The organism is Microbacterium jejuense (assembly GCF_019511665.1).
Taxonomy (GTDB): domain Bacteria; phylum Actinomycetota; class Actinomycetes; order Actinomycetales; family Microbacteriaceae; genus Microbacterium; species Microbacterium jejuense_A.
The window spans coordinates 67,262-93,568 of sequence record NZ_JAEUAW010000015.1 but is presented as its reverse complement, the minus strand read 5'-3'; the positions used below and the strand labels follow the sequence as shown (position 1 = coordinate 93,568).

The window sequence follows — 26,307 nt, the reverse complement described above, 5'->3', positions numbered from 1 at the left end:
ACGACCTCCTCGGATGAAGGGACGCGTCAGCGCGACAGTGCGAAGCGCAGCGTGTCGAGGCCGACGCCGCCGATGTCGAGCGCGCGCTTGTGGAACTGCTTGATCGAGAACGCGTCGCCCTCACGCTCGGCGACCTCGTCGCGCAGCTGCTCCCAGATGCGCTGGCCCACCTTGTACGCGGGGGCCTGGCCCGGCCAGCCGAGGTAGCGGTTGACCTCGAACTTCACGAACTCATCGGGCATGTTGACGTTGCGCAGCATGAAGTCCAGCGCGTAGTCGGCGTCCCACGTGCCCTGACCGTCGAGGCGCGGCTTCTCCAGGTGCACCCCGATGTCGAGCACGACACGGGCGGCGCGCATGCGCTGACCGTCGAGCATGCCGAGGCGGTCGGCGGGGTCCGACAGGTAACCCAGCTGCTCCATGAGGCGCTCGGCGTACAGGGCCCAGCCCTCGGCGTGCCCTGAAGTGCCGCCGAGCAGACGGCGGTACGTGTTGAGCTGCGCACGGTTGTACACCGCCTGCGCGATCTGCAGGTGGTGGCCCGGAACGCCCTCGTGGTACACCGTGGTGAGTTCGCGCCACGTGTCGAAGTCCTCGACGCCCTCGGGCACCGACCACCACATGCGGCCCGGGCGCGAGAAGTCGTCGGTCGGACCGGTGTAGTAGATGCCGCCTTCCTTGGTGGGGGCGATCATGCACTCGAGCCTGCGGATGGGCTCGGCGATGTCGAAGTGCGTCTTGCCGAGCTCTTCGATCGCGCGGTCGCTGGTCTGCTGCATCCACTTCTGCAGCGCGTCCGTGCCGTACAGCTTGCGGGACGTGTCCTGCTCGAGGAACGCCACCGCCTCTTCGACCGACGCACCGGCCTTGATCTCGTTCGCGACCGCCTCCTGCTCGGCGACCATGCGCGCGAGCTCCTCGACGCCCCACTCGTAGGTCTCGTCGAGGTCGACCGTCGCGCCGAGGAAGCGCTGCGAGTGCAGCGCGTACAGCTCGCGGCCGACCGCGTCCTTCTCGCCGGCCGCCGGGGCGAGCTCATTCGAGAGGAACGAAGAGAGCTCGTCGTAGGCGACGCGGGCCGCGTTGGCGTTGTCGGCGAGATCACGGGCGAGGGATGCCGGAAGCTGCCCCTCCTCAGGCGCCGCCTCGGCCGCGAACGTGGCGAAGAAGCCGCCGTCGGCGGTGTACCGCGCGATCTGCGTCACGACCTCGACGACCTGTCGGCGCGCCGGCACGACGCCCTGCGAGATGCCTTCGCGCAGCGTCGCGACGTAGCCGTCGATTGCGCCGGGCACCGCGGCCAGGCGCGTCGCGATGACCGACCAGTCGTCGGTCGTCGCCGTGGGCATCAGGTCGAAGGCGGAGCGGATGTCCTGCGCGTGCGACGCGATCACGTTCAGGTCACGCAGGTGCCACTTCGCATCGTCGAGGTCGAGGCCTAGCTGGATCTCGCGCGCCAGGTCGTCCTTGGTCACCTCGTCCACGAAGTCGACGGGGGTCGCGGCCTGCAGGGCCGCCAGAGTCTTGCGGCCCTCTTCGGCGAGGCGCTCCTGCCCGGCGGGGCTGTAGTCGCCGAACCGTCCGTTGTGCTCGGTGCGACCGATGTAGGTCGCGAGCGTCGGCTCCAGCTCGGCAAGGGTGTCGACCCACGCATCTGCGATCTTGTCGATCTGCGTGGGCGTGCGGGTTTCGTCTGTCATAGCTCTGAGCCTAAGTGCTGAGTCGGGTGGGATTCAGTCCCGGGCCGCCATTCAGTGCCCGGCCTCGTTCCAGTCGCCGCCGCGGCCGATCTGGACGTCGAGCGGCACCGACAGCTGTGCGGCGTCGCCCATGCGGGTGCGGACGATCTGCTCGGCGGCATCCCACTCCCCCGGCGCGACTTCCACGACGAGCTCGTCGTGGATCTGCAGCAGCACGCGCGAGCGCAGCTCGGCCGCCGCGAAGTCGTCGTGGATGTGGAACAGGGCGATCTTCATGATGTCGGCGGCACTGCCCTGGATCGGGGCGTTGAGCGCCGCGCGCTCGGCGTTCTCGCGCAGCACCCGGTTGGGGCTGGCGAGATCGGGGAACGGACGGCGGCGGCCGAAGATCGTCTCGGTGTAGCCGTCGATGCGCGCCTGCTCGACCGACGAGCGCAGGTAGTCGCGCACGGCGCCGAACCGGGCGAAGTACTCCATCATCAGCTGCTTGGCCTCGGTCTGCTCGATGCGCAGCTGCTTCGACAGGCCGAAGGCCGACAGGCCGTACACGAGTCCGTACGACATCGCCTTGACCTTCGTGCGCATCGCCGGCGTGACGTCCTCCGGCGCGACGCCGAACACGCGCGAGCCGACGAAGCGGTGCGTGTCCTCCCCGGAGTTGAACGCCTCGATGAGCCCCGGGTCCTCCGACAGGTGCGCCATGATGCGCATCTCGATCTGCGAGTAGTCGGCCGTCAGCAAGGTCTCGTAGCCCTCGCCGACCGTGAACGCCGAGCGGATCCGCCGGCTCTCTTCGGTGCGGATCGGGATGTTCTGCAGGTTGGGGTCGGTGCTCGACAGTCGCCCGGTCTGACTGCCCGTCTGCACATACGTGGTGTGGATGCGGCCGTCGTCGCCGATCGCCTTGTCGTTGCCGATCGAGCTGTCGAGCGACTCGATGATCTGCCGCAGCTTGGTGGCCTCGCGGTGCTGCAGCAGCAGGTCGAGGAACGGATGCGGGTTCGTCTCTTGCAGGTCGGCCAGGACGGCGGCATCCGTCGAGTACCCGGTCTTGGTCTTGCGGGTCTTCGGAAGCTGCAGCTCGTCGAACAGCACCTCCTGCAGCTGCTTGGGAGACCCGAGGTTGACCTCGCGGCCGATCGCCGCGTACGCCTCCTGCGCGAGCGCGTCGGCGCGTGCGCCCAGCTCCCCCGAGAAGGTCGACAGCACCTCGTGCGACACTGAGACCCCGGCGAGCTCCATGTCGGCGAGAGTGTGCAGCGTCGGCAGCTCGATGTCGGTCATGACGGCTTCGACGCTCGGCGGAAGCTCGGCGCGCACCGCCTGCGCGACGCGCCGCGTGTACCACGAGAGCTGGCCGGGAGTCGCACCCTCGGTCTCGGGCACGAGCTGCGACGGATCCGCTTCGGGGAGCTTCTCGTCGAGGTACCGGTCGACGAGATCCGCGAGGTTCTTGTCGGGGAAGCTCGGGCGCAGCAGCCACCCGGCCAGCACGACGTCGAAGTCCAGTCCGCCCAGGCGCAGCCCTGCCCGTCGCAGCGCCTTGACCTGCGGCTTGGCGTCGGCGAACACCTTCGGCGCGTCCGACGCGAGCCACGGAGCGAGGGATGCCTCGACCTCGGGCGTCCAGGACGCCTCGGCCGCGGCATCCTTCGTGGCCACGCCGATGCGCGCCGGCAGACCACGCTCGATTGTCAGCGTGACGCCGACCTCGCCCTCTGCCGCCTCGAGCCACGATGCCAGTTCGGGACCCGACAGCTCCGCGGCGACCGGGGCGAGCTCTGCGGCGGCGGAGTTGACCGCCGCCATCTGCTGCTCGATGCCCGCTAGCTCGGCCACGCGCGGGATGAGCGTCTTGAACTCGAGGCGCGAGAAGATGTCGCGCACGGCCTGCGCGTCCATCGGCTGCACCTCGAGGTCGGCGGGGCCGTAGGGAAGCTCGACGTCGCGCAGCAGCCGGTTGAGGCGGCGGTTGCGCCGCACGTCCTCGGTGTGGGCCACGAGGTTGCCGCCGACGACGCCCTTGATGGTCGGCGCCGCGTCGAGCAGCGCGTCGAGCGAGCCGAACTGGTTGAGCCACTTGACCGCGGTCTTCTCACCCACCTTGGGCACGCCGGGAAGGTTGTCGCTCGTCTCTCCGACGAGCGCCGCGATGTCGGGGTACTGCTCGGGCGGCACGCCGTAGCGGTCGATCACCGCCTGACGGTCGTAGCGCTTGAGCTGCGAGACGCCCTGGACGTTCGGGTACAGCAGCGTGATGTCGTCGTTCACGAGCTGGATCGTGTCGCGGTCGCCTGAGCACACGAGCACGTTGAAGCCCTGCTCGGCGCCCTGCGTCGCGAGGGTCGCCAGGATGTCATCGGCCTCGATGTCCTCCTGCTGGAGCACGCGGATGCTCATGGCGGCGAGGCAGTCCTGCAGGAGCGGGATCTGCCCCTTGAACTCGTTCGGCGTCTCGGACCGGTTGGCCTTGTACTCGGAGTACTCGCGCGTGCGGAACGACTGCCGCGAGGTGTCGAACGCGATGGCGAGGTGCGTCGGCTTCTCGGCCTTCAGCAGGTTGATCAGCATCGCGAGGAACCCGTAGATGCCGTTCGTGTGCTGCCCGTCCTTGGTGGAGAAGTTGTCGACCGGCAGCGCGTAGAACGCTCGGTAGGCCAGAGAATGGCCGTCGACGACCAGGAGGGTAGGCTTTGCGGAGTCCGTCACCCTGCCAGCCTAGCCAGGGCCGACGACACCCGAACTCCGCCATCGGGCGCCGTCCGCGCCCGCTCGACCGAAGGTGCGTCATGCCCGATCACTCCCCCGCCGCCGTCGACGGAATCGAGTGGGCGACCGGCCGAGGCATCGGCGCCCTCGCCGAGAAGATGGGGTTCGAATGGCTCGAGTTCTCAGCTGAGCGCGCCGTGGCCCGCATGCCGGTCGAGGGCAACACGCAGCCGGTGGGACTCTTCCACGGCGGTGCCTACGTGGTGCTCGGCGAATCGCTCGGGTCGATGCACGCCAACTTCCACGCCGGACCCGGGCGTCTGGCCGTCGGCGTCGACATCAACGCCACCCACACGCGTTCGGCGACATCCGGCTACGTGACCGGCGTCTGCACGCCGCTGCACCTCGGCCGCAGCATCACCGTCCACGAGATCGTCGTCACCGACGACCAGGGTCGCCGCTGCTCGACCGTGCGCATCACGAACCACATCAAGGATCTGCCGCCGCAGCAATGAGAAGAGTGGATGCCGCGAGCCGCGGCATCCACTCTCCAGAAGTGTGCGTCAGCCCTTCTTGGGCGCGAGCTGCTCGATGATCGCCTTGGCGACGTCCTGCATCGTGAGGCGGCGGTCCATCGACGCCTTCTGGATCCAGCGGAACGCCTCGGGCTCGGACAGGCCCATCTTCTCGTTGAGCAGGCCCTTCGCGCGGTCGACGAGCTTGCGGGTCTCGAAGCGCTCGACCATGTCGGCGACCTCGGCTTCGAGCGTGATGATCTGCTCGTACCGCGCCAGCGCGATCTCGATCGCCGGCAGCAGGTCGTTCGGCGTGAACGGCTTGACGACATATGCCAGGGCGCCGGCCTCGCTCGCGCGCTCGACGAGCTCCTTCTGGCTGAAGGCGGTCAGCAGCACCACCGGCGCGATGTGGTTCTTGCTGAGCTTCTCGGCGGCCGAGATGCCGTCCAGCTGCGGCATCTTGACGTCCATGATCACGAGGTCGGGCCGCAGCTCGGTGGCCAGCGCGACGGCGGTCTCGCCGTCACCGGCCTCGCCGACGACATCGAAACCGTTGTCGCGGAGGATCTCGACGATGTCCAGCCGGATGAGCGACTCATCCTCTGCGACGACGACACGACGGGGGGTGGACGCCGTCGTAGCGGCGGTCTGCTCCTGCTCAGTCACCCGCCAATCCTACGGTATGGTCGTTCGCGGACGCGCGGAGGGTCGCGCGGGCCGGTGTGGCGGAATGGCAGACGCGACCGACTCAAACTCGGTTGCCCGCAAGGGCGTGTGGGTTCGACTCCCACCACCGGCACCTCGAACACGACACGAGACCTGCCCGCTACTGCTGGTGCATCTCCGCACTCATCGTCACGCCGAGCGAGGTGAGGTCGTAACCAGATCATTCGCCTCGTCATCGACGGGACGCTGGCGCAGATCCGCAGCCGTATGAAGATTGCTGACCAGGCAGCGAAATCGGTCGAGCGCGTTCCGTAGCAGCTCGGCGTGCGCTAGACATGTACCAACCGGTCCTGGGGAGGTCGCGTGGGTGTGAGTCGGGTGTGCGCAGGAGTCGTCGCGATCGCTTCAGCGGCCATGCTGCTGACGGGGTGCTCCGTTGGAGAGCCACCCGAGTTCGACCGGGAACAGGCCGCTCAGGACGAGCTCCCCGTCCCCACCTCGGCCGAGGACTGGTCGATCGACCCCGACACGAGCCGCTATGCGGGCGCCGCCGAGGGATATGACCTGTACATCGGCCACCCTGCGGACATGGACGGGATCTGCCTCGTGATGATCGAGGCGAGTACCGAGGCGTGGGAGAGCACGTCGTGCGGTGCGGGCGACGGAGTCGGCACCAAGCTCCCCAGTGGGACCGGCGTAGAGGTCGGCAACTTCCGGTTCCCCGATGGCACCGGCCGCATTCAGCTGAGCGAAAGCGTCGCGATCGTCACCACGACGGGCGACTAGGTCAGCCGGAGGTCTCGACGGGCCTGAGCGCGCCGGCCGCGTCCAGCAGCTTCAAGGAGGCGAGGATAGCGTTGTCGCGGTACGTCTTCGAGCTCGCGACGGCACGCACGGCGTCCACGACCTCCCGTGAGCCGACGACAGCGACAGGTCCTGCGCCGACGTTCTGCTGAGCGCACCACTCGCGCACGGCGGCCTCGTGGGCAGCGCCGGCGAACTTCCCGACATACAGGCGCAGCTCGATCTGCTCAACGTCGTACCCGAATCGGGCGGCGGCGCCGGCGACGACTCCGTCGCGGACGACCGGGTTGTTAATCACGGTGTACTTCGCGTTCCACGACTTGTCCGCGCTGTCGCCCCGCACGTGCTCGGCGACGACACCGCGCGAGCCGAAGAATGACTTCACGGTCGCGAGCACCAGCCGGTCAGAACGCGCGCCGACGAGGTCCACCTCGAACCCGTGGGTCTGGTACTCGGCGTACGCGGTCTTCGACGTCCGAATCTTCACCGGGAACTTCAGTGCCTCTGACACGACGAGGCCCTCGGCCTCCATCGCCAGGGCAACGAACTGCTCGAACGCTTCCACACCGCTGAGCGTAACCGCGCGATGCACTCAGAGCCGTGGCCTCGGGCGCCGCGCACATGCCGACGACGCCGGCCAGGGATCGCGTCAGCGTCCTTGCTGGGCATGATGCGCTTGAAGAGCCCCCGGTCGCGGAGTGTGAGCTCCGTGACCGGGGGCATTCCGCGTTCGGGGGACGCAGTGGAAGTCGTGGCCCCAGCCCCCAGCTTCCTCGGTCGGCGGTGCACGCTCTCCCCAGATCGCGGCACCAAACCGGCCCACTTGTCACGATAGCTTGTCCCCCATTTGGGGGACAAGTCGTCACACCAGGCTTGGGCAGATCCTGAGCTTCCATCTTCTTGCTATTTGGTGTTGCTAAGTACTGGTACTCAGTGTTACTTTGTAGTGGTACTCAGCAAGACAGAGTAGCGACAGAGAGGAGGTGCCCCTCATGGGCAAGCAAGAGACCGAGATGCTCAAGGGCACGCTCGAGGGGATCGTCCTCGCGATCCTGTCCGAGCGTCCCGCCTACGGGTACGAGATCACCGCGTGGCTGCGCGACCAGGGCTTCACCGACATCGCCGAGGGCACGGTGTACGCGCTCCTCGTGCGCGTCGAGCAGCGCGGGCTGGTCGACGTCGAGAAGGTCCCCTCCGAGAAGGGACCGCCGCGCAAGGTGTACACGCTGAACGCGCAGGGACGCGAACAGCTCTCGGAGTTCTGGAGGACGTGGAGCTTCCTCGCAGAGCGGATCGAACAGCTCCACCACGCACACACCGACAACAGCAGCACGACCCAGGAAGGGAACTGACATGGCCGCCAAGTGGTACGAGGTCGTCACCGGCTCGCTCGAGCAGAAGAGGCAGTGGAGGCAGTACAAGGCCCGTGTCGAGGCTCTCCCCGAGCCGTACCGACGCGTCGCCAAGGCCGTCGAGCGCTACCTCATGTATGCGGGCGGCGTCGTCGACGGCGACAGCATGATGACGATGTACGGCGACCTCGCCGATCTATGGGAGCGCGCCGTGGCCGACGGCACGTCGGTGCGCGCCCTCGTCGGCGACGACCCGGCGACCTTCGCCGAGGAGTTCGCCGCCGCCTACAACGGCAGACAGTGGATCGACAAGGAGCGCGACCGCCTCAACAAGGCGATCGACGAAGCGGAACGGGGTGAGCAGCGATGACCGACGCAGCGATCAGCGTCACGGGACTGCAGAAGTCCTACAAGGACCTCCACGTGCTCAAGGGCGTGGACTTCGAGGTGGCGCGGGGCAGCATCTTCGCGCTCCTCGGGTCCAACGGCGCCGGCAAGACCACGGTGGTGCGGATCCTGTCCACCCTGCTGAAGGCGGATGCCGGCACCGCCGCCGTCGGCGGGCACGACGTGTCGGCCGACGCGCAGCGGGTGCGCGAGACGATCAGCCTCACGGGCCAGTTCGCCGCGGTCGACGAGGTGCTCACCGGCCGCGAGAACCTCGTGCTCGTGGCGCAGCTGCGCCACCTCAAGAACCCCGGCGCGATCGCGGACGACCTGCTCGCGCGCTTCTCGCTCACCGAGGCGGGTGGTCGCAGGGCCGGAACCTACTCCGGCGGCATGCGGCGCCGGCTCGACATCGCGATGAGTCTCATCGGCGACCCGTCCGTCATCTTCCTCGACGAGCCGACCACGGGGCTCGACCCCGCCGCGCGTCAGGAGGTGTGGGAGGCCGTCAAGAAGCTCGCCCGCGGCGGCACCACGGTGCTGCTGACGACGCAGTACCTCGAAGAGGCCGAGCAGCTGGCCGACCGCATCGCGATCCTGCACAAGGGCACGATCATCGTCGACGGCACGCTCGACGAGCTCAAGCGTCTGCTGCCCCCCGCGAAGGTCGAATACGTCGAGAGGCAGCCGAGCCTGGAGGACGTCTTCTTCGCCCTCACCGGCGAGACCGACACCGAACCCGTCAAGGAGGAATCATGACCACCGCAACCGTCGGCGCTCCTCGCGCCGCCTCCGGTGCCCGCTTCTTCAGCGACACCGCCGTCCTCACCGGCCGGTCGCTGCGCCACATCCTGCGCAGCCCCGACACGATCATCACGACTGCCGTGACGCCGATCGCCCTGATGCTGCTGTTCGTCTACGTCTTCGGCGGCGCGATCAGCCTCGGCACGGATCAGGGGTCGTACATCGACTACATGCTTCCGGGCATCCTGTTGATCACGATCGCCTCCGGCATCGCCTACACGGCCTACCGGCTGTTCCTCGACATGCAGGGCGGGATCTTCGAGCGGTTCCAGTCGCTGCCGATCTCGCGGTCGGGAGTGCTGTGGGCGCACGTGCTCACGTCGCTCGTGTCGGTCGCGGTGTCGCTGGCGATCGTCATCGGCGTGGCGCTGCTGATGGGCTTCCGCACCGGTGCGAGCTTCGCCGCGTGGCTCGGCGTGGCGGGACTGCTCATGCTCTTCACCCTCGCCCTGACGTGGCTGGCTGTGATCGCGGGCCTGTCGGCGAAGACGGTGGACGGGGCGAGCGCGTTCTCGTACCCGCTGATCTTCCTGCCGTTCATCAGCTCGGCGTTCGTCCCGACCGAGAGCATGCCCGGTCCGGTGCGCTGGTTCGCCGAGAACCAGCCGGTCACATCGATCGTCGACTCGATCCGGGCGCTGTTCGCCGGCCAGCCCGTCGGCAGCGACATCTGGGTGGCGATGGCGTGGCTCGTCGGCATCCTCGTCGTCGCCTACGCGATCTCGATGTCGATCTACCGTCGCAAGATCAGCTGACCGCTCCCCCGCGCCGTGCGCGCAGCAGTGAGAAGAGTGGATGCCTCGGCCCGAGGCATCCACTCTTCTCTTGGTCTTACGCCCCGAAGTACTGGTTGCCGAGGGCCTTGCTCTTCAGCGCGTCGTACTCGCCCTGCGAGATGGTGCCGGCGTCCAGCAGCGCCTTGGCCTTGGCGATGTCGTCGGCGGGGCTCGCCGACGCGGCCGGGCGGTAGTCGTCGGCCTCGGCGACGACACCGCGGCGGGCGGCCTGCGCGCGCTGGGCCATCCCCTTGCCGCGGGCGATCACGTAGATCAGCCCCGTCAGGAACGGCACGAAAACGAGCGCGATGATCCACAGTGCCTTGAACCAGCCGTTGAGCTTGTCGTCGCGGAACAGGTCCATGATGACGACGATCACGATGTACAGATACGCGATGAAGTAGAAGCTCCACAGCAGGAACCAGAAGAAGTCCTGGAAGAACATTCGAGGTACCACTTTCCACGAGAAACGGGCTGACGCGATCACACTAGTGGTCGCGGCAGCCCGTTCGCGGGATCCGGTGTGGATCAGTTGCGTGTCTGGTAGATCGGCGCCTTGCCGTGCACCGCATCGCCCACCTTGTGGATGCGGATGTCGTTGGTGGAGCCGATGATCCCGGGAGGGGAACCCGAGATCACGACGACCTTGTCGCCGACCTTCGCCAGGTCGTTCGACAGCAGGTAGTCGTCGACCTGAATGAACATCAGGTCGGTGTGCGCGACGTGCTCGACGAGTGTCGACTGCACGCCCCACGTGATGGCCATGCGGCGGCGGATCGCCGGCTCGGGCGCGAACCCGATCATGGGGATGCGCGGGCGCAGGCGCGACATGCGGCGCGCGGTGTCGCCCGACTCGGTGAAGATGCAGAGGTACTTCGCGTCGACGAACTCCGCGACCTCCATGGCGGCGAGCGTGATCGCGCCGCCCTGCGTGCGGGGCTTGGTGGTGAGGGGCTGGATGCGCTCCAGGCCGTGCTCCTCGGTCGAGGCCACGATGCGGGCCATCGTCTCGACGACGGTCACCGGGTACTTGCCGACGCTCGTCTCGCCCGAGAGCATGACCGCATCGGCGCCGTCGAGGACGGCGTTGGCGACGTCGCTGGTCTCGGCGCGCGTGGGCACGGGATTCTCGATCATGGACTCGAGCATCTGCGTGGCGACGATGACGGGCTTGGCCATGCGGCGGCACAGCTCGACCGCGCGCTTCTGCACGATCGGCACGGCCTCCAGCGGAAGCTCGACGCCCAGGTCGCCGCGGGCGACCATGATGCCGTCGAACGCGTCGATGATCTCTTCGAGGTTGTCGACGGCCTGCGGCTTCTCGATCTTGGCGATGACGGGCACGTGGCGCCCCTCCTCGGCCATGATGACGTGCACGCGCTGCACGTCCTTCGCGTCGCGCACGAACGACAGTGCGATGAGGTCGGCGCCGGCGCGCAGACCCCAGCGGAGGTCCGCCTCGTCCTTCTCTGACAGCGCGGGGACGTTGACCGCGACACCCGGCAGGTTGATGCCCTTGTTGTTCGAGACGGGACCGGCCACGATCACCTTGGTGGTGACGACGGTGCCGTCGGTCTCGACGACCTGGACGCGCACCTTGCCGTCGTCGATGAGCAGGAAGTCGCCCGGCTTCACGTCGTGCGGCAGCCCCTTGAAGGTCGTGCCGACGATCTCTTTCGTGCCGAGGATGTCTTCGGTGGTGATCTTGAAGATGTCGCCGACGGCGAGCTCGTGGGGGCCGTTCTCGAACTTGCCCAGGCGGATCTTCGGACCCTGCAGGTCGACGAGGATGGCGACGGCGCGACCGGCGTCCTCTGCCGCCTTGCGCACATTGGCGAAGTTGTTGTCGTGGACCGAGTAGTCCCCGTGGCTCAGGTTGAATCGGGCCACATCCACGCCGGCGTCGATGATCGCGCGGACCATCTCATACGTCGAAGTGGCGGGACCCAGGGTGGCGACGATCTTGGCGCGTCTCATCCGTGGTTACTCCGGGTTGGTGAATTGGCGAGTGCCTCGGCCAGCCTACGCGGGCTGCAGGCCGATGGCGATATCGGTCGGGCGGACGGGCTCGGGCAGCTGCGTCTCACCCATCAGGAAGCGGTCGACGCTCGCGGCGACCGCTCGGCCCTCGGCGATCGCCCACACGATGAGCGACTGTCCGCGACCGGCGTCGCCGGCCACGAACACGCCCGGGGCGGTCGTCTGGTAGTCGTCTTCGCGGCGCACGTTGCCCCGCTCGGTGAACCGGGCGCCGAGCTGCTCCTCCAGGAGCGCCTGCTCGGGGCCGGTGAAGCCCATCGCGATGAGCACGAGGTCGGCGGGGATCTCTCGCTCGGTGCCGCTCTTGGGCACGCGGCGGCCGTCGACGAACTCGGTCTCGGCGACGCGCAGCGCGCGCACCTCGCCGGCGTCGTTGGCGAGGAACTCGACGGTCGACGCCAGGTAGGCACGCTCGCCGCCCTCTTCGTGGGCCGACGAGACCTCGAAGAGCGTCGGGTCCATCGGCCACGGCTGGTGCTCGGGACGCTCGCCCGGAGGGCGGCGGCCGATCGCCAGGTTCGTGACGCTCAGGGCGCCGTGGCGGTGAGCCGTGCCGATGCAGTCCGCGCCGGTGTCGCCGCCGCCGATGACGACGACGTGCTTGCCCTCGGCCGTGATCTGGTTGGGCACCGAGTCACCGGCGACCGCCTTGTTCGACTCGACGAGGTACTCCATCGCGAAGTGCACGCCGGCGAGGTCGCGACCGGGGACCGGCAGGTCGCGGGGCACCGTGGAACCGGTGGCGACCACGACTGCGTCGTAGCGGGCACGCAGGTCGGCCCACGTGATGTCCTTGCCGATCTCGACGCCCGCGCGGAAGCGCGTGCCCTCGTCCTGCATCTGGCGAAGGCGCGCCTCGAGGTGCTTCTTCTCCATCTTGAAGTCCGGGATGCCGTACCGCAGGAGTCCGCCGATGCGGTCGTCGCGCTCGAACACGGCGACGGTGTGACCGGCGCGCGTGAGCTGCTGAGCGGCAGCCAGTCCGGCGGGGCCGGAGCCGACGACGGCGACGGTCTTGCCGGTGAGGCGCCCCGGCGGCTCGGGCTCGATCCACCCGTTGGCGAACGCCTCATCGGCGATCGAGACCTCGACCTGCTTGATCGTCACGGCGGGCTGGTTGATGCCGAGCACGCACGCGCTCTCGCACGGCGCGGGGCAGAGCCGCCCGGTGAACTCCGGGAAGTTGTTCGTTGCGTGCAGGCGCTCGCTCGCCGCTCGGCCCTCGCCGCGCCACGTGAGGTCGTTCCACTCCGGGATCAGGTTGCCCAGCGGGCAGCCCTTGTGGCAGAACGGCACGCCGCAGTCCATGCAGCGCCCGGCCTGGCGACGCAGCACAGCCGTGTCGCCCGGCTCATAGACCTCTTTCCAGTCCATGATGCGCACCGGCACCGGCCGCCGCGCAGGCAGCTCGCGCTCGGTGACCTTGAGAAAGCCCTTCGGGTCAGCCACCCGTCACCTCCAGGATGCGGTTCCAGACGACGTCGCCGTCGGGGTCGAGCCCCTGGGCCACCGCCTCCTGGCGGGTCTGCAGCACCGCGGCGTAATCGCGCGGCAGGACCCGGACGAAGTTCTCGCACTCCGCCTCGAAGTCATCGAGGAGGGCTCGGGCGAGAGTGGAATCGGTCTCGGCGACGTGCTGCTCGAGCAGGTCGCGCAGGATCTCGGCGTCGCCCGAGCCGAGCGCACCGAGTTCGAGCTCGCCCGAAGCGAGCGCCTCGCGGTTGACGAGCTTGCTGTCGAGCCGGTAGACGTAGGCGGTGCCGCCCGACATGCCGGCGCCGAGGTTGCGTCCCGTCGCGCCGAGGATCACGGCGAGCCCGCCGGTCATGTACTCCAGCGCGTGGTCGCCCACGCCCTCGACGACCGCCGTCGCACCCGAGTTGCGCACGAAGAACCGCTCCCCCACGACGCCGCGCAGGAACATGGTGCCCTGCGTCGCGCCGTAGCCGATCACGTTGCCCGCGATGACGTTCTTCGACGCGTCGAAGGTCGCCCCGCGCGGCGGACGGACCACGATCTGGCCGCCCGACAGGCCCTTGCCGACGTAGTCGTTCGAGTCGCCCTCGAGGCGCAGCGTGATGCCGGCCGGCATGAATGCGCCGAAGGACTGCCCGGCCGAGCCGGTCAGATTCACGACGATGCTGCCCGACGGCAGGCCGTTCGCGCCGTGCGCCTTCGTGACGTGATGGCCGAGGAGCGTGCCGACAGCGCGCTCGGTGTTGCGGATCGGCAGGTCGATGGTGACCTGGCCGCCGTTCGCGATGACGTCCTGCGCGCGCTCCAGCAGACCCACGTCGAAGTGCTCGTCGAGCTCGTGGAGCTGCGCGGTGGTGTTGCGGCGCGGCTCGTCGTCGGCGAACTGCGGTCCCTGCAGCACGGGAGTGAGGTCGAGACCGCTCGCCTTCCAGTGCCGGACTGCGCCGTCGACATCGAGCAGGTCGCTGCGGCCGATCGCCTCGTCGAGGGTGCGGAAGCCGAGCTCGGCGAGGTACTCGCGCACCTCTTCGGCGATGAACTCCATGAAGTTCACGACGAACTCGGGCTTGCCCGTGAAACGGGCGCGCAGCACGGGGTTCTGCGTCGCGACGCCGACCGGGCACGTGTCGAGGTGGCAGACGCGCATCATGACGCAGCCCTCGACGACGAGCGCCGTCGTCGCGAAGCCGTACTCCTCGGCACCCAGCAGCGCCGCGATGATGACGTCGCGGCCGGTCTTGAGCTGGCCGTCGGCCTGCACCACCACACGGTCGCGCATGCCGTTGAGCATGAGCGTCTGCTGCGTCTCGGCGAGACCCAGCTCCCATGGCGTGCCGGCGTGCTTGAGCGAGTTGAGCGGGCTGGCGCCGGTTCCGCCGTCGTGGCCCGACACCAGGATGACGTCGGCCAGTGCCTTGGCGGTGCCGGCGGCGACCGCCCCGATGCCCGACTGGCTCACGAGCTTCACGTGCACTCGAGCGCCCGGGTTGGCGCGCTTGAGGTCGAAGATCAGCTGCTTGAGGTCCTCGATCGAGTAGATGTCGTGGTGCGGCGGCGGCGAGATGAGTCCCACGCCCGCCGTGCCGCCGCGCGTGCGCGCGATCCACGGGTACACCTTGGTCGGCGGCAGCTGACCGCCCTCGCCGGGCTTGGCGCCCTGCGCGAGCTTGATCTGGATGTCGTCCGCCTCGGTGAGGTACAGGCTCGTGACGCCGAAGCGCCCCGACGCGACCTGCTTGATCGCACTGCGGCGCTCGGGGTCGAGCAGACGCTCGACGTCCTCGCCGCCCTCGCCCGTGTTCGACTTGCCGCCGATCCGGTTCATCGCGATCGCGAGCGTCTCGTGGGCCTCGCGCGAGATCGAGCCGTAGCTCATCGCACCCGTCGAGAACCGCTTCACGATGGAGGACACCGGCTCGACCTCGTCGATGGGCACGGGCGTGCGCCCCTCCGTCTTGAGGGCGAACAGGCCGCGGAGCGTCTTCAGCTCGCTCGCCTGGTCGTCCACGAGCTTCGTGTACTCGCGGAAGATGTCGTACCGGCGCGTGCGCGTCGAGTGCTGCAGCCGGAACACCGTGTCGGGGTTGAACAGGTGCGGAGCCCCGTCGCGGCGCCACTGGTACTCGCCGCCGGTCCAGAGCCGCTCGTGGGCGCGGACCGCGGCATCCTCCGGGTAGGCGAAGTCGTGACGCGCCTGGTTCTCGGCGGCGATCTCTTCGATGCCGATGCCGCCAAGCTTGGACTCGGTGCCGGTGAAGTACGCGTCGACGAACTCCTGCGACAGCCCGACAGCCTCGAAGACCTGCGCGCCGGTGTAGGACGACACCGTCGAGATGCCCATCTTCGACATGATCTTCAGCACGCCCTTGCCGAGCGCGTAGATCACGTTGCGCACGGCCTTCTCGGGCGTGATGCCGGTGATGAAGCCAGAACGCACCAGGTACTCGACGGTCTCCATCGCGAGGTACGGGTTGACCGCCGACGCACCGTAGCCGAGCAGCGTGGCGACGTGGTGGACCTCGCGCACATCGCCCGCCTCGACCAGCAGACCGACCTTCATGCGGTTCTGCTGGCGGATCAGGTGGTGATGCACGGCCGACACCATGAGCAGCGACGGGATCGGGACGAGGTCCTTGTTCGAGTCGCGGTCCGACAGGATGATGAACTCGGCGCCGTCGGCGATCGCCGCGTCGACCTCGTCGCACATCTCGTCGATGCGGGCCTTCATCGTGCCGGGGCCGGCGTCGAAGTGATACAGACCGCGGATCGTGACCGCGCGCCGGCCGGGCATCGTGCGCTCGATGTTCTGGATCTTGGCGAGCTCGTCGTTGTCGAGCACGGGGAAGTCGATCGTGATCTGGCGCGCGTGGTCGGGGCCGGCCGAGAGCAGGTTGCGCTCGGGGCCGATGCCGGTGCGCAGGCTCGTGACCACCTCTTCACGGATCGAGTCCAGCGGCGGGTTCGTCACCTGCGCGAACTGCTGCGTGAAGTAGTCGAACAGCAGGCGCGGACGCTCGCTGAGCACGGCGACGGGGGTGTCGCTGCCCATCGCGCCGAGCGGCTCGGCGCCGGTCTGACCCATCGGCGTGAGGAGGATCCTGACCTCCTCCTCGGTGTACCCGAACGTGCGCTGACGGCGGGTGATCGAGGCGATGGGGTGCACGATGTGCTCGCGCTCCGGCAGCTCCGACAGCTGCAGACGCTGACGCATCCACAGTCCCCAGGGCTGAAGGGTCGCCAGCTGCTGCTTGATCTCCTCGTCCTCGATGATGCGCCGCTGAGCGGTGTCGACGAGGAACATGCGTCCGGGCCGCAGACGGCCGCGGCGCTTGATGCGCTCGGGAGCGAAGTCGAGCACACCCGTCTCGCTGCCGATCACGACGAGGCCGTCGGTCGTCTCGGTCCAGCGCCCGGGACGCAGGCCGTTGCGGTCGAGCGTCGCGCCCACCGACGTGCCGTCGGTGAAGATCAGTGCCGCCGGGCCGTCCCACGGCTCCATCTGCATGGAGTGGTAGTCGTAGAAGTCGCGCAGCTCGGGGCTGATGTCGGCCTGCTTCTCGTAGGCCTCGGGCACCATCATCATGATGGCGTGCGGCAGGCTCCGGCCCGTGAGGGTGAGGAGCTCGAGGACCTCGTCGAACGAGGCCGAGTCGCTGGCGCCTTCGGTGCAGATCGGCAGCAGGGGCTTGATGTCGCCCAGCAGCTCGGACTCGAGTTGCGACTGCCGCGCCCGCATCCAGTTGCGGTTGCCGCCGACGGTGTTGATCTCGCCGTTGTGGGCGAGCATGCGCAGCGGCTGCGCGAGCGGCCACGACGGGAAGGTGTTGGTGGAGTACCGCGAGTGCACGACCGCGAGCTCCGACGCGAAGCGCTCGTCCGACAGGTCGGGGTAGAACGGCTCGAGCTGCAGCGTCGTGACCATGCCCTTGTAGCCGAGCGTCCGCGCCGACAGCGACACGAAGTACGCGTCGAGCTCGTTGCGGGCCCGCGTGCGCAGGCGATAGGCGCGGCGGTCGAGCGCGATGCCCGACAGCGCGGGCGCGCCGCCTTCCCCGGGGTGCGACACGAAGAGCTGCTCGAACGCCGGGCGGGCCTCGAACGCGAGCTTGCCGAGGTTCTCGTCGACAGTCGGCACCTCGCGCCAGCCGAGCACGGTGAGGTTCTCGGATGCCGCGATCCGCTCGATCCCGGCCTTCTGGGCGGCGCGCTCGTCGGCGTCGCGGGGCAGGAACGCCATACCCGCCGCATACTCCCCCACCGGCGGCAGGTCGAAGCCGACCACCGCACGCAGGAACGCGTCGGGCATCTGCGTCAGGATCCCCGCGCCGTCGCCGGTGCCGGCGTCGGAGCCGATGGCGCCGCGGTGCTCGAGGTTGCGCAGCGCGGTGAGCGCCAGATCGATGATGTCGTGCCCGGCTTCGCCGCGCAGCGTGGCGACCATCGCCAGGCCGCACGCGTCCTTCTCGAAGGCAGGGTTGTACATCCCCTGCTTCTGCGGGAACCCGGCGCGGCCGGACGAAGCGGGGATGCTCGCCTCCTGAGAGGCGACGTGACGGGGGCTCGAAGCCATACCTACCGTCCTCACGTTGATAGTCAAGATGGGACGACGTCGGCCCTGGAACGCTCGCTCGGGAACGAGCGGAGCGTTATTTGCTGGCAGGAGTGCTTGTGGCGGTAGCCCCTACGGCCTCGGACGTCGGGGGTTCGCTGACGTCGACGAAGTCGTCGGTGTTCTGCGATTGTACAGCCTGTCCGGCGGTCCACTCGCGGCCGGACACATAGGGCGAGGGCTCCAGGCCGGGGTGACGGCGCTTCTGCACGAAGAAGATCACGATGCCGAGCACGACGCCGAGGATGGCCGCCCACACGTTGCTGCGCAGGCCCAGGATGATCTCGCTCGGGTCGATGCGGATGGACTCCCACACGATGCGGCCGGCGCTGTACCAGACCAGGTACACCGCGAACAGACGGCCCCACTGCAGGCGGAAGCGGCGCCCGACCCACACGATCACCAGCACGCCGAGGAGGTTCCAGATGACCTCGTACAGGAACGTGGGCTGGAACAGCGTGCCCTCGGGCAGGCCGACGGGCCATGCGGGGTTCGGGTAGTCGATCTCCAGGCCCCAGGGGACGTCCGTCGGCCAGCCGAAGAGCTCCTGGTTGAACCAGTTGCCGAAGCGTCCCATCGCCTGCGCCAGCAGGAGCGCCGGCGCGAGGGCGTCGGCGAAGGTCCAGAACCGGATGCCGGTCCACTTGCAGCCGAGCCACGCACCGACGGCGCCGCCGATGAGCGCGCCGTAGATGGCGATGCCGCCCTCCCAGATGTACAGGGCCGACAGCGGATTCGCCCCCTCACCGAAGTAGAAGCCCCAGTGGGTCAGCACGTGGTAGATGCGCGCGCAGATGATCGCCAGCGGCACCGCGAGCAGCGCGATGTCGATCACGACCCACGGCTCGGCTCCGCGCTTGGTGAGGCGGGCATTCGTCCACAGCACCGCGACGATGATGCCCGCGATGATGCACAGCGCGTAGATGTGGATCCGCAGGGGGCCGATGTCGAAGTAGCTGATCGACGGGCTCGGGATGCTGGCGACGACGCTCGCGGCGGCGTTGATCATGGGAGAACCGTGTCCTTGCTGGATCCGTGCATGGGATGCCGGCGCCGGGCGCCGACCAGAGAAGTCTAGTTCGCGCTGCGCGCCGTGCCTGCGGCGAGGGCGCGCGCGGTCTCGGCGAGGCCGTCGAGGCCGCCGTCGCGCAGCGCGCGGACGAGGGCCGTGCCGACGATGGCTCCGTCGGCGTACTCCAGCACGCCCGCCACCTGCTCGGCGTTCGAGATGCCGATGCCGACGCATGCGTGCTCGGCCCCATGGCCGCGCAGGCGGCCGACGAGGGTGCGGGCCGCGGCATCCAACTCGGCACGCTCGCCGGTGATGCCCATCGTCGAGACCGTGTACACGAAGCCCGTGGAGTTTCGGACGATGAGCTCGAGGCGCTCGTCCGTCGAGGTCGGCGCCGCCAGGAACACGCGGTCGAGTCCGGTGCGCTCGCTGGCAGCGATCCACTCGGCCGCCGACTCGGGCGTGATGTCGGGCGTGATGAGACCCGCGCCGCCGGCCGCGAGCAGATCGTCGGCGTAGCGGTCGACGCCGTACTGGAGCACGGGGTTCCAGTACGTCATGACGAGCACCGGCACGTCGACGCGGCGGGTGATCTCGCGCACCGCGGTGAACGTGTCGCGCAGGCGGAACCCGCCCGCGAGAGCGGCCTGCGTGGCCTCCTGGATGACGGTGCCGTCCATGACGGGGTCGGAGTACGGCGGGCCGAGCTCGAGGATGTCGGCGCCGTTCTCGGCCAGGGTGACCGCGGCGTCGATGCTGGTCTGCAGGTCGGGGAAGCCGAGGGGCAGGTAGCCGATGAACGCGCCGCGCCCTTCGGCGTGGGCGGCCTCGATCGCCGCACCCACTCGTGAGCCGGTGGCGCGCGAGGTCATAGCTTCTCCCCTTCGCCGTGCGCGGCGTCGTCGTGCGGGGCTGCCGCTGCCGCGGCAGCATCAGCGCCCTCGTCGTACAGTCCGAAGTAGCGGGCGGCGGTGTCCATGTCCTTATCGCCGCGGCCCGACAGGCAGACGGCGAGGATCGCGTCGGGCCCGAGCTCGCGGCCGATGCGCAGGGCGCCGGCCAGGGCGTGCGCCGACTCGATGGCGGGGATGATGCCCTCCGTCTGCGACAGCAGCCGCAGCGCCTGCATGGCCTCGTCGTCGGTGGCCGGGATGTACTCGGCGCGTCCGATCGATGCCAGCCACGAGTGCTCGGGGCCGACGCCCGGGTAGTCGAGGCCGGCCGAGATCGAGTGCGACTCGATCGTCTGGCCGTCCTCATCCTGCAGCACGAAGGTCTTCGCGCCGTGCAGGACGCCGGGACGGCCGCGTTCGATGGATGCCGCGTGCCGGGGCGTGTCGACGCCATCACCTGCCGCCTCGATGCCGTAGAGCCTGACGCCCTCGTCGTCGAGGAACGCATCGAACATGCCGATCGCGTTGGAGCCGCCGCCGACGCAGGCCAGCACGGCGTCGGGAAGCCGCCCGGCCTCGTCGAGCAGCTGGGCACGTGCCTCTTCGGAGATGACCTTCTGGAAGTCGCGCACCATCGCCGGGAACGGGTGGGGCCCGGCCGCGGTGCCGAAGATGTAGTTGGTCGTCTCGACACTCGCGACCCAGTCGCGGTAGGCGTCGTTGATGGCGTCCTTCAGGGTGCGCGATCCGGTCTTCACCGGCACGACTTCGGCGCCGAGCAGGCGCATGCGGGCGACGTTGAGCGCCTGACGCTCGGTGTCGACCTCGCCCATGTAGATCGTGCAGTCGAAGCCGAAGAGGGCCGCGGCGGTCGCGGTGGCGACGCCGTGCTGACCCGCGCCGGTCTCGGCGATCACGCGCGTCTTGCCGAGTCGCTTCGTGAGCAGCGCCTGGCCGAGCACGTTGTTGATCTTGTGCGAACCGGTGTGGTTGAGGTCCTCGCGCTTGAGGAACACGCGCGCGCCGCCGGCGTGCTCGGCGAACCGCGGCACCTCGGTGATGGGCGACGGGCGCCCGGCGTACGAGTGCAGCAGCCGGACGAACTCGGCCTGGAACGCGGGATCCGCCTTCGCGGCCTCGTACTCGGCCGTCAGCTCGTCGATCGCCGCGATGAGCGACTCGGGCATGTAGCGGCCGCCGAACTCCCCGAAGAAGGGTCCGGATGCCTCGCGAAGACTCATTCGCCTGCCTCCAGGAATGCGCGCAGGGTGGATACGGGGTCGTTCGTCACGAGCGCTTCGCCGACCAGCACGACGTCGGCACCCGCCGCGCGGTAGTGGGCGACGTCGGCGGGGGCCAGGACGGCGGATTCGGCGATCTTCACCGCCCCCGCGGGGATGCGCTCGGCGAGCCGGCCGAACAGGTCGCGGTCGAGCTGGAAGGTCGACAGGTCGCGGGCGTTGACGCCCACGAGCTTCGCGCCGAGATCGGCCGCGCGGTCGACCTCGTCGGCGGAGTGGGTCTCGACCAGTGGCGTCATGCCGAGTTCGAGCACGAGGGCGTGCAGGCGCTGGAGCAGCTCCTGTTCCAGCGCCGCGACGATGAGGAGCACGAGGTCGGCGCCGGACGCGCGCGCTTCGAGCACCTGGTACTCGGTCGCGATGAAGTCCTTGCGCAGAACCGGCAGCGACACGGCGGCCTTGACGGCCTCGAGGTCGGCGAGGCTGCCCTTGAACCGGCGGCCCTCGGTGAGCACCGAGATGGCGGACGCACCGCCCTCTTCGTAGCGGCGGGCCTGCAGGGCGGGGTCGGGGATGTCGGCGAGGTCGCCGCGCGACGGGCTCGCGCGCTTGACCTCGGCGATGATCTTCACACGCTCGGCGGGGGCGAGGGCGGACAGCACGTCCAGAGCGGGGCGCTGCGCGAGCGCCGCGGCCTCCACGGCCGCCAGCGGCCGCTCCGAGGCGCGTGCCTCGGCGTCCTCAACCGCGCCGGCCGTCAGATCGGCCAGCACGCTCAGTGCTCTTTCGCGACGTACTTCGAGCCGTTGACGCCGTAGCCGGCCTTGCCCATCGCCCAGCCGACGATCGCGCCGACGACGAGGAGCGCGGCGGACGCCCACACCAGGACGGGCATGTCGAGGAAGAAGAACAGCGTGCCGAGCGACACGGCCACGAGCATGATCACGACGGCCGTCCAGGCGGCGGGCGAGTGTCCGTGGCCAGGGTCGCCGATGTTGTTGCTCATGGATGTCTCCTTGTGGTTCCGGGCAGAATCTGTGCCGGGCGGGATGCCGCCAGTCTAGCGGTCTAGGCGGTCGGGTCCTCGCCACGCGACAGGTCGTCCCAGTCGTCGATGGCGTGCGATCCGGCGGCGTCGTGGGGACGCGGTCCCGCCGGCGCGGCGGAGGCGGCGGCGTCCTCCGTGCGGTAGCGGCGGCCGGTTCCGGACCAGCGGCGCGCGGTGGCGAGCACGAAAGCGCCCGCGACGACCAACAACGCCCACGCGACGAGCGTGATCGCGGGCCACGCCGACGCGGTGATCGTGGCGATGAGCTGCGACACCGACGTCTCACCGGCGATGCCGGTGGACTCGGTGACCACGGAGGCCACCGCCGACACCGGCTGCTCGAACGCCACCTCCGCGGTGAGCCAGGCCAGGGTGCCGCCGACCAGGATCGCCAGCGCGCCGAACACGTAGCGCAGCACGAGCCCCACGATCGACAGCGCGGCGCCGAGCGCGAGCACGGCGAGGCTCAGCGGGGCGAGCACCGGCACCGCCGACGCGCCGGGCACGTCCAGCGTGTGGTGCGCGCCGTCGGCGAGCTCGACCGTCAGCCATGTCTGCGTCGACGAGATGACGCCGATCGCGCCGCACAGCACGATGACGACGACCGACAGCAGCCGTGCGCGGCGCGTCACGCCGGCAGCTCCGGTCCGCGCGTCGCCTCGAGGTCGTCGGCGTCGAAGCACGTGCGGGTGCCGGTGTGGCACGCGGGCCCCACCTGCTCCACCTGGACGAGGACGGCGTCGCCGTCGCAGTCGAGCCGCGCACCGCGCACGAGCTGGATGTTGCCCGACGTGTCGCCCTTGCGCCAGTACTCCTGCCGCGACCGCGACCAGAACGTGACGCGGCCCTCGGTGAGCGTGCGGCGCAGGGCCTCGGCATCCATCCATCCGAGCATGAGCACCTCGCGGGTGTCCCACTGCTGGATGATCGCGGCGACCAGGCCGTCGCCGTTGAAGGTCACGCGCTCGATGCGCCCATCGACCGTCTCGGTCATGCCGCCACCTCCCGTACCGGGATGCCGTCGGCGAGCAGGGAGCGCTTGACGTCGCCCACCGTGAGCTGGCCGGAGTGGAAGACGGATGCCGCGAGCACGGCGTCCGCGCCGGCCTCGATCGCGGGCCCGAAGTCCTCCGCGCGGCCGGCGCCGCCCGAGGCGATGACGGGGACGCTCGACACCTCGCGCATGAGGCTCACCAGCTCGAGGTCGAAGCCCTCCTTGGTGCCGTCCGCGTCGATGGAGTTGACGAGCAGCTCGCCGGCCCCCCGCTCGATGGCCTCGCGGGCCCACTCGAGGGCGTCGAGGGTCGTCTCGGTGCGGCCGCCGTGGGTCGTCACGACGAAGCCGGAATCGGTGGCCGGCGACCGCTTGACGTCGAGGGACAGCACGAGCACCTGGGCGCCGAACCGGTCCGCGATCTCGTCGAGCAGCGGCGGACGGGCGATCGCGGCGGAGTTGACGCCGATCTTGTCGGCGCCGACGGCGAGCAGGCGGGCCACGTCGTCCGCGCTGCGGACTCCCCCGCCGACGGTGAGCGGGATGAAGACCTCTTCGGCGGTGCGCCTCACGACGTCGTACGTCGTGGCGCGCTCGTCGACGGTCGCCGTCACATCGAGGAACGTGATCTCGTCGGCGCCCTGGCGGAAGTACTCGCGCGCCAGCTCGACCGGGTCGCCCATGTCGCGCAGGTTCTGGAAGTTGACACCCTTCACGACGCGGCCGGCGGCGACGTCCAGGCACGGGATCACACGGCAGACCAGCGACATCACAGCCTCGCGTTGTGGATCGCGGTGACGAGGATGGCGCGGGCGCCGATGCCGTACAGCGCGTCCATCACCTGGTTGACGCCCTTGCGGGCCACCATGACCCGCACCGCGACCCACGCGGGGTCTCGCAGCGGCGAGATGGTGGGCGATTCGACGCCCGGGGCGATCGCGACGGCGGCATCGACGAGGTCGGCCGGCAGGTCGTAGTCGACCATCACGTAGCTGCGCGCGACCATGACGCCGCGCAGTCTCCGCAGCAGCGTCTCGGTTCCCGCGGCCTCGGTCGGCGCGCCGATCAGCACGGCCTCCGACTTGAGGATCACCGGTCCGAACACCTCCAGGCCCGCCTGCCGCAGCGTCGTCCCGGTCTCGACGACATCGGCGATGGCATCGGCGACGCCCAGCTCGACGGCGGATTCGACCGCGCCGTCCAGCGGCACCAGATCGGCCGCGACACCGTGCTCGTCGAGGAACGCGTCGACCAGGCCCGGGTACGACGTCGCGATGCGCACGCCGTCGAGGTCCGCGACGTCCGTGAAGCGGCCCGCGGGGGCGGCGAAGCGGAACGTGGATGCCGCGAACCCGAGCTTCTCGATCTCTCGGGCACCCGGCATCCGGGCATCCAGCAGCAGATCGCGACCGGTGATGCCGACGTCGAGCGCACCCGAGCCGACATAGGTGGCGATGTCTTTGGGACGGAGGTAGAAGAACTCGACCTCGTTGGCGGGGTCGATGACGTGGAGGTCCTTGGGGTCGCGGCGACCGGTGTAGCCCGCCTCGGCGAGCATCTCGGCGGCGGTCTCGGCCAGCGATCCCTTGTTCGGCACGGCGATGCGCAGCATTCGCGGATCCTTAGGTGTGGGAGTGAGAGGGGTCGGAGCAGCGCTCACAGATGTCGGTAGACATCCTCGAGGCTCAGTCCCTTCGCGAGCATCAGCACCTGCAGGTGGTACAGCAGCTGCGAGATCTCTTCGGCCGCGGCATCCGTCGACTCGTACTCGGCGGCCATCCACACCTCGGCGGCCTCTTCGACGATCTTCTTGCCGATCGTGTGCACGCCGGCGTCCAGTTCTGCGACGGTCCCCGATCCCTCGGGGCGCTCGACCGCCTTCGCGGTCAGCTCGGCGAACAGGGCATCGAACGTCTTCACCATGCCAGGGTATCGAACCGGCAGGGCGTCCCGGCGCCGCGTGACGGCCGGACCCGGCGCCCGGGCTCAGTGCGCGAGGATGCTGAGGCCGATGACGAGCATGCCGAGCACCGTCGTCGCGACCAGCCCCGCGATGCGCCAGGGCCACGAGCTGCCGTTGCGTGCGGCGTTGGCATACCCGATCACCGCGAGCATCACGATGCCGCTCGCGAGGGCGAGGAAGTACGCCGTGTACTCCTCGACGAGTCCGAGCGTGCCCAGCAGCAGCAGGGCCGCCGGCACCAGCATCGCCACGAGCATCCCCGAGGCATGCCGTGCGCCGCCTGCGATCGCGGCCGGCAAGGGCTTGGCCGGGCGCTCGGCCCGGCTCGCCACGACGGCGGCGTAGATGTGCGCGAGCCAGAAGATGACCACGGTGCCGACGACGAACAGCAGCACCTCGAAGTCGGTGTCCTCCTCCCAGCCGACAGCGATGAGCGCCGTGACCAGGACCAGTCCGTACACCGCATGCTCTCCGCTGTAGGCGTCGAGCAGGCGATGGATGCGACGACGCGGCTGCGGCGGCGGTGTCACTGTCTCGTCGTCGGTCGACATGTTCCCTCGCGTCCTGGGCCGCACCGGTCGCCCGGAGCGCCCGGTCAGTGGATGTGGTGCGCCGCCGCGGCGGCCCGCAGGCCCGCGATCGCGTTCGCGGGGTCGCCGGCGCCGAAGACGGCCGATCCCGCGACGAAGGTGTCGGCACCGGCTTCGGCGGCCTGCGCGATCGTCGACGCCCCGATGCCGCCGTCGACCTGCAGCCACACCGACGACCCGCGCCGGCGTGCCTCCTCGGCGAGCCGACGCAGCTTGGGCATGGTCTCGGGCATGAAGGACTGGCCGCCGAAGCCCGGCTCGACGGTCATCACGAGGATCTGGTCGAAGTCGTCGAGCAGATCGAACAGGCTCTCCACCGGGGTGGCCGGCTTGACGGCGACCCCGGCCCGCGAGCCGATGTCGCGCAGACGCCGCGCCAGCGCGACGGGCTCGGTCGCGGCCTCGAGGTGGAACGTGACCGACGCCGCGCCGATCTCGGCGTAGCCGGGCGCCCAGCGGTCGGGATCGGTGATCATCAGGTGGACGTCCAGCGGCACGGGACTCGTGGCCTGGACGCGTTCGACCATCTGCGGCCCGAACGTGAGGTTCGGGACGAAGTGGTTGTCCATCACGTCGACGTGGACGAAGTCCGCCGTGGCGATGCGGGCGAGCTCGGCCTGCATGTTCACGAAGTCCGCAGCGAGGATGCTGGGATTGATGCGGATGCCGTCGTCGCGGCCGGTCTCGGAGGTCGGGGGCACGCGTCCATTATGGTCGAGCGCCTG

The 26,307-nt window shown here is 69.4% G+C and carries 26 protein-coding genes and 1 tRNA gene; 7 read left to right on the top strand and 20 right to left on the bottom strand.

All coding sequences use genetic code 11. From position 1 onward, the window contains the following. Positions 1–26 precede the first annotated feature (26 nt). Positions 27–1,700 (bottom strand): DUF885 domain-containing protein, encoded by a 1,674-nt coding sequence (locus JNB62_RS16320; RefSeq protein WP_220301955.1) that lies wholly within the window; start codon positions 1,698–1,700, stop codon positions 27–29. Between the two features lie 51 nt (positions 1,701–1,751). Further along, positions 1,752–4,409, bottom strand: coding sequence for a DNA polymerase I (gene polA, locus JNB62_RS16315; protein WP_220301954.1), 2,658 nt, complete (start codon positions 4,407–4,409; stop codon positions 1,752–1,754). An 80-nt stretch (positions 4,410–4,489) separates the two neighbouring features. Between polA and JNB62_RS16310 the strand changes: the two genes are divergently transcribed. After that, complete coding sequence (locus JNB62_RS16310) at positions 4,490–4,924, top strand: hotdog fold thioesterase (RefSeq protein WP_220301953.1); 435 nt, start codon at positions 4,490–4,492, stop codon at positions 4,922–4,924. A gap of 48 nt (positions 4,925–4,972) precedes the next feature. Here JNB62_RS16310 and JNB62_RS16305 read toward each other — a convergent pair whose 3' ends face one another. Next, complete coding sequence (locus JNB62_RS16305) at positions 4,973–5,593, bottom strand: ANTAR domain-containing response regulator (protein WP_018170749.1); 621 nt, start codon at positions 5,591–5,593, stop codon at positions 4,973–4,975. 50 nt (positions 5,594–5,643) lie between these two features. Here JNB62_RS16305 and JNB62_RS16300 point away from each other — a divergent pair. Beyond that, a tRNA-Leu gene (locus JNB62_RS16300) sits at positions 5,644–5,726 on the top strand. Positions 5,727–6,007: 281 nt separating this feature from the next. Next, positions 6,008–6,379: a hypothetical protein gene (locus tag JNB62_RS16295; protein ID WP_220301952.1), complete on the top strand. Its 372-nt coding sequence runs from the start codon at positions 6,008–6,010 to the stop codon at positions 6,377–6,379. Position 6,380: 1 nt separating this feature from the next. On the opposite strand, the gene JNB62_RS16290 is transcribed toward JNB62_RS16295, so the two are convergent. Then, on the bottom strand, positions 6,381–6,962 hold the full coding sequence (locus JNB62_RS16290) for a hypothetical protein (protein ID WP_220301951.1): 582 nt from the start codon (positions 6,960–6,962) through the stop codon (positions 6,381–6,383). A 427-nt stretch (positions 6,963–7,389) separates the two neighbouring features. Between JNB62_RS16290 and JNB62_RS16285 the strand changes: the two genes are divergently transcribed. From JNB62_RS16285 to JNB62_RS16270, 4 genes are read left to right on the top strand one after another with little or no spacing between them, the layout of a single operon-like run. Beyond that, positions 7,390–7,749: a PadR family transcriptional regulator gene (locus JNB62_RS16285; RefSeq protein ID WP_220301950.1), complete on the top strand. Its 360-nt coding sequence runs from the start codon at positions 7,390–7,392 to the stop codon at positions 7,747–7,749. Position 7,750: 1 nt separating this feature from the next. Next, positions 7,751–8,119 (top strand): DUF1048 domain-containing protein, encoded by a 369-nt coding sequence (locus JNB62_RS16280; RefSeq protein WP_220301949.1) that lies wholly within the window; start codon positions 7,751–7,753, stop codon positions 8,117–8,119. Continuing rightward, complete coding sequence (locus JNB62_RS16275; RefSeq protein WP_220301948.1) at positions 8,116–8,895, top strand: ABC transporter ATP-binding protein; 780 nt, start codon at positions 8,116–8,118, stop codon at positions 8,893–8,895. The genes JNB62_RS16280 and JNB62_RS16275 overlap by 4 nt, the downstream gene beginning before the upstream one ends. Beyond that, positions 8,892–9,695, top strand: coding sequence for an ABC transporter permease (locus JNB62_RS16270; protein ID WP_220301947.1), 804 nt, complete (start codon positions 8,892–8,894; stop codon positions 9,693–9,695). Before JNB62_RS16275 ends, JNB62_RS16270 begins: the two co-directional genes overlap by 4 nt. Positions 9,696–9,771: 76 nt before the next feature. On the opposite strand, the gene JNB62_RS16265 is transcribed toward JNB62_RS16270, so the two are convergent. The 16 genes from JNB62_RS16265 to rpe form a co-directional block, all read right to left on the bottom strand. Then, the gene (locus tag JNB62_RS16265; protein ID WP_220301946.1) at positions 9,772–10,161 is read right to left on the bottom strand and encodes an SHOCT domain-containing protein; all 390 of its coding nucleotides are present in this window, start codon (positions 10,159–10,161) and stop codon (positions 9,772–9,774) included. An 83-nt stretch (positions 10,162–10,244) separates the two neighbouring features. Beyond that, positions 10,245–11,693: a pyruvate kinase gene (pyk, locus tag JNB62_RS16260; RefSeq protein ID WP_220301945.1), complete on the bottom strand. Its 1,449-nt coding sequence runs from the start codon at positions 11,691–11,693 to the stop codon at positions 10,245–10,247. 45 nt (positions 11,694–11,738) lie between these two features. Further along, positions 11,739–13,205 carry a glutamate synthase subunit beta gene (locus JNB62_RS16255; RefSeq protein ID WP_220301944.1) on the bottom strand — a complete coding sequence of 489 codons (1,467 nt, stop codon included), beginning with the start codon at positions 13,203–13,205 and terminating at the stop codon, positions 11,739–11,741. Further along, positions 13,198–17,802, bottom strand: a complete 4,605-nt coding sequence (gene gltB, locus JNB62_RS16250) for a glutamate synthase large subunit (RefSeq protein ID WP_220301943.1) — start codon at positions 17,800–17,802, stop codon at positions 13,198–13,200. Before gltB ends, JNB62_RS16255 begins: the two co-directional genes overlap by 8 nt. 76 nt (positions 17,803–17,878) lie before the next feature. Continuing rightward, on the bottom strand, positions 17,879–18,850 hold the full coding sequence (gene lgt, locus JNB62_RS16245; RefSeq protein ID WP_220301942.1) for a prolipoprotein diacylglyceryl transferase: 972 nt from the start codon (positions 18,848–18,850) through the stop codon (positions 17,879–17,881). Between the two features lie 65 nt (positions 18,851–18,915). Beyond that, positions 18,916–19,725: a tryptophan synthase subunit alpha gene (gene trpA, locus JNB62_RS16240; RefSeq protein ID WP_220301941.1), complete on the bottom strand. Its 810-nt coding sequence runs from the start codon at positions 19,723–19,725 to the stop codon at positions 18,916–18,918. Next, positions 19,722–20,987, bottom strand: a complete 1,266-nt coding sequence (trpB, locus tag JNB62_RS16235; protein WP_220301940.1) for a tryptophan synthase subunit beta — start codon at positions 20,985–20,987, stop codon at positions 19,722–19,724. The genes trpA and trpB overlap by 4 nt, the downstream gene beginning before the upstream one ends. Further along, on the bottom strand, positions 20,984–21,760 hold the full coding sequence (gene trpC, locus JNB62_RS16230) for an indole-3-glycerol phosphate synthase TrpC (protein WP_220301939.1): 777 nt from the start codon (positions 21,758–21,760) through the stop codon (positions 20,984–20,986). Before trpC ends, trpB begins: the two co-directional genes overlap by 4 nt. Before the next feature lie 2 nt (positions 21,761–21,762). After that, positions 21,763–21,993: a DUF6704 family protein gene (locus JNB62_RS16225; RefSeq protein WP_220301938.1), complete on the bottom strand. Its 231-nt coding sequence runs from the start codon at positions 21,991–21,993 to the stop codon at positions 21,763–21,765. A 62-nt stretch (positions 21,994–22,055) separates the two neighbouring features. Continuing rightward, complete coding sequence (locus JNB62_RS16220; protein WP_220301937.1) at positions 22,056–22,667, bottom strand: Trp biosynthesis-associated membrane protein; 612 nt, start codon at positions 22,665–22,667, stop codon at positions 22,056–22,058. Continuing rightward, positions 22,664–23,029, bottom strand: a complete 366-nt coding sequence (gene hisI / locus JNB62_RS16215) for a phosphoribosyl-AMP cyclohydrolase (protein WP_220301936.1) — start codon at positions 23,027–23,029, stop codon at positions 22,664–22,666. The genes JNB62_RS16220 and hisI overlap by 4 nt, the downstream gene beginning before the upstream one ends. Further along, positions 23,026–23,799, bottom strand: a complete 774-nt coding sequence (hisF, locus tag JNB62_RS16210; protein ID WP_220301959.1) for an imidazole glycerol phosphate synthase subunit HisF — start codon at positions 23,797–23,799, stop codon at positions 23,026–23,028. Before hisF ends, hisI begins: the two co-directional genes overlap by 4 nt. After that, a complete protein-coding gene (gene hisG / locus JNB62_RS16205; protein WP_220301935.1) occupies positions 23,799–24,641 on the bottom strand; it encodes an ATP phosphoribosyltransferase in 843 nt (280 codons plus the stop codon). The genes hisF and hisG overlap by 1 nt, the downstream gene beginning before the upstream one ends. Before the next feature lie 44 nt (positions 24,642–24,685). Beyond that, on the bottom strand, positions 24,686–24,949 hold the full coding sequence (locus JNB62_RS16200; protein WP_141894564.1) for a phosphoribosyl-ATP diphosphatase: 264 nt from the start codon (positions 24,947–24,949) through the stop codon (positions 24,686–24,688). Positions 24,950–25,015: 66 nt separating this feature from the next. After that, entirely contained in the window at positions 25,016–25,543 is a 528-nt protein-coding gene (locus JNB62_RS16195; RefSeq protein WP_220301934.1) for a hypothetical protein, read from the bottom strand. 44 nt (positions 25,544–25,587) lie between these two features. After that, on the bottom strand, positions 25,588–26,283 hold the full coding sequence (rpe, locus tag JNB62_RS16190) for a ribulose-phosphate 3-epimerase (protein ID WP_220301933.1): 696 nt from the start codon (positions 26,281–26,283) through the stop codon (positions 25,588–25,590). Positions 26,284–26,307: the final 24 nt, after the last annotated feature.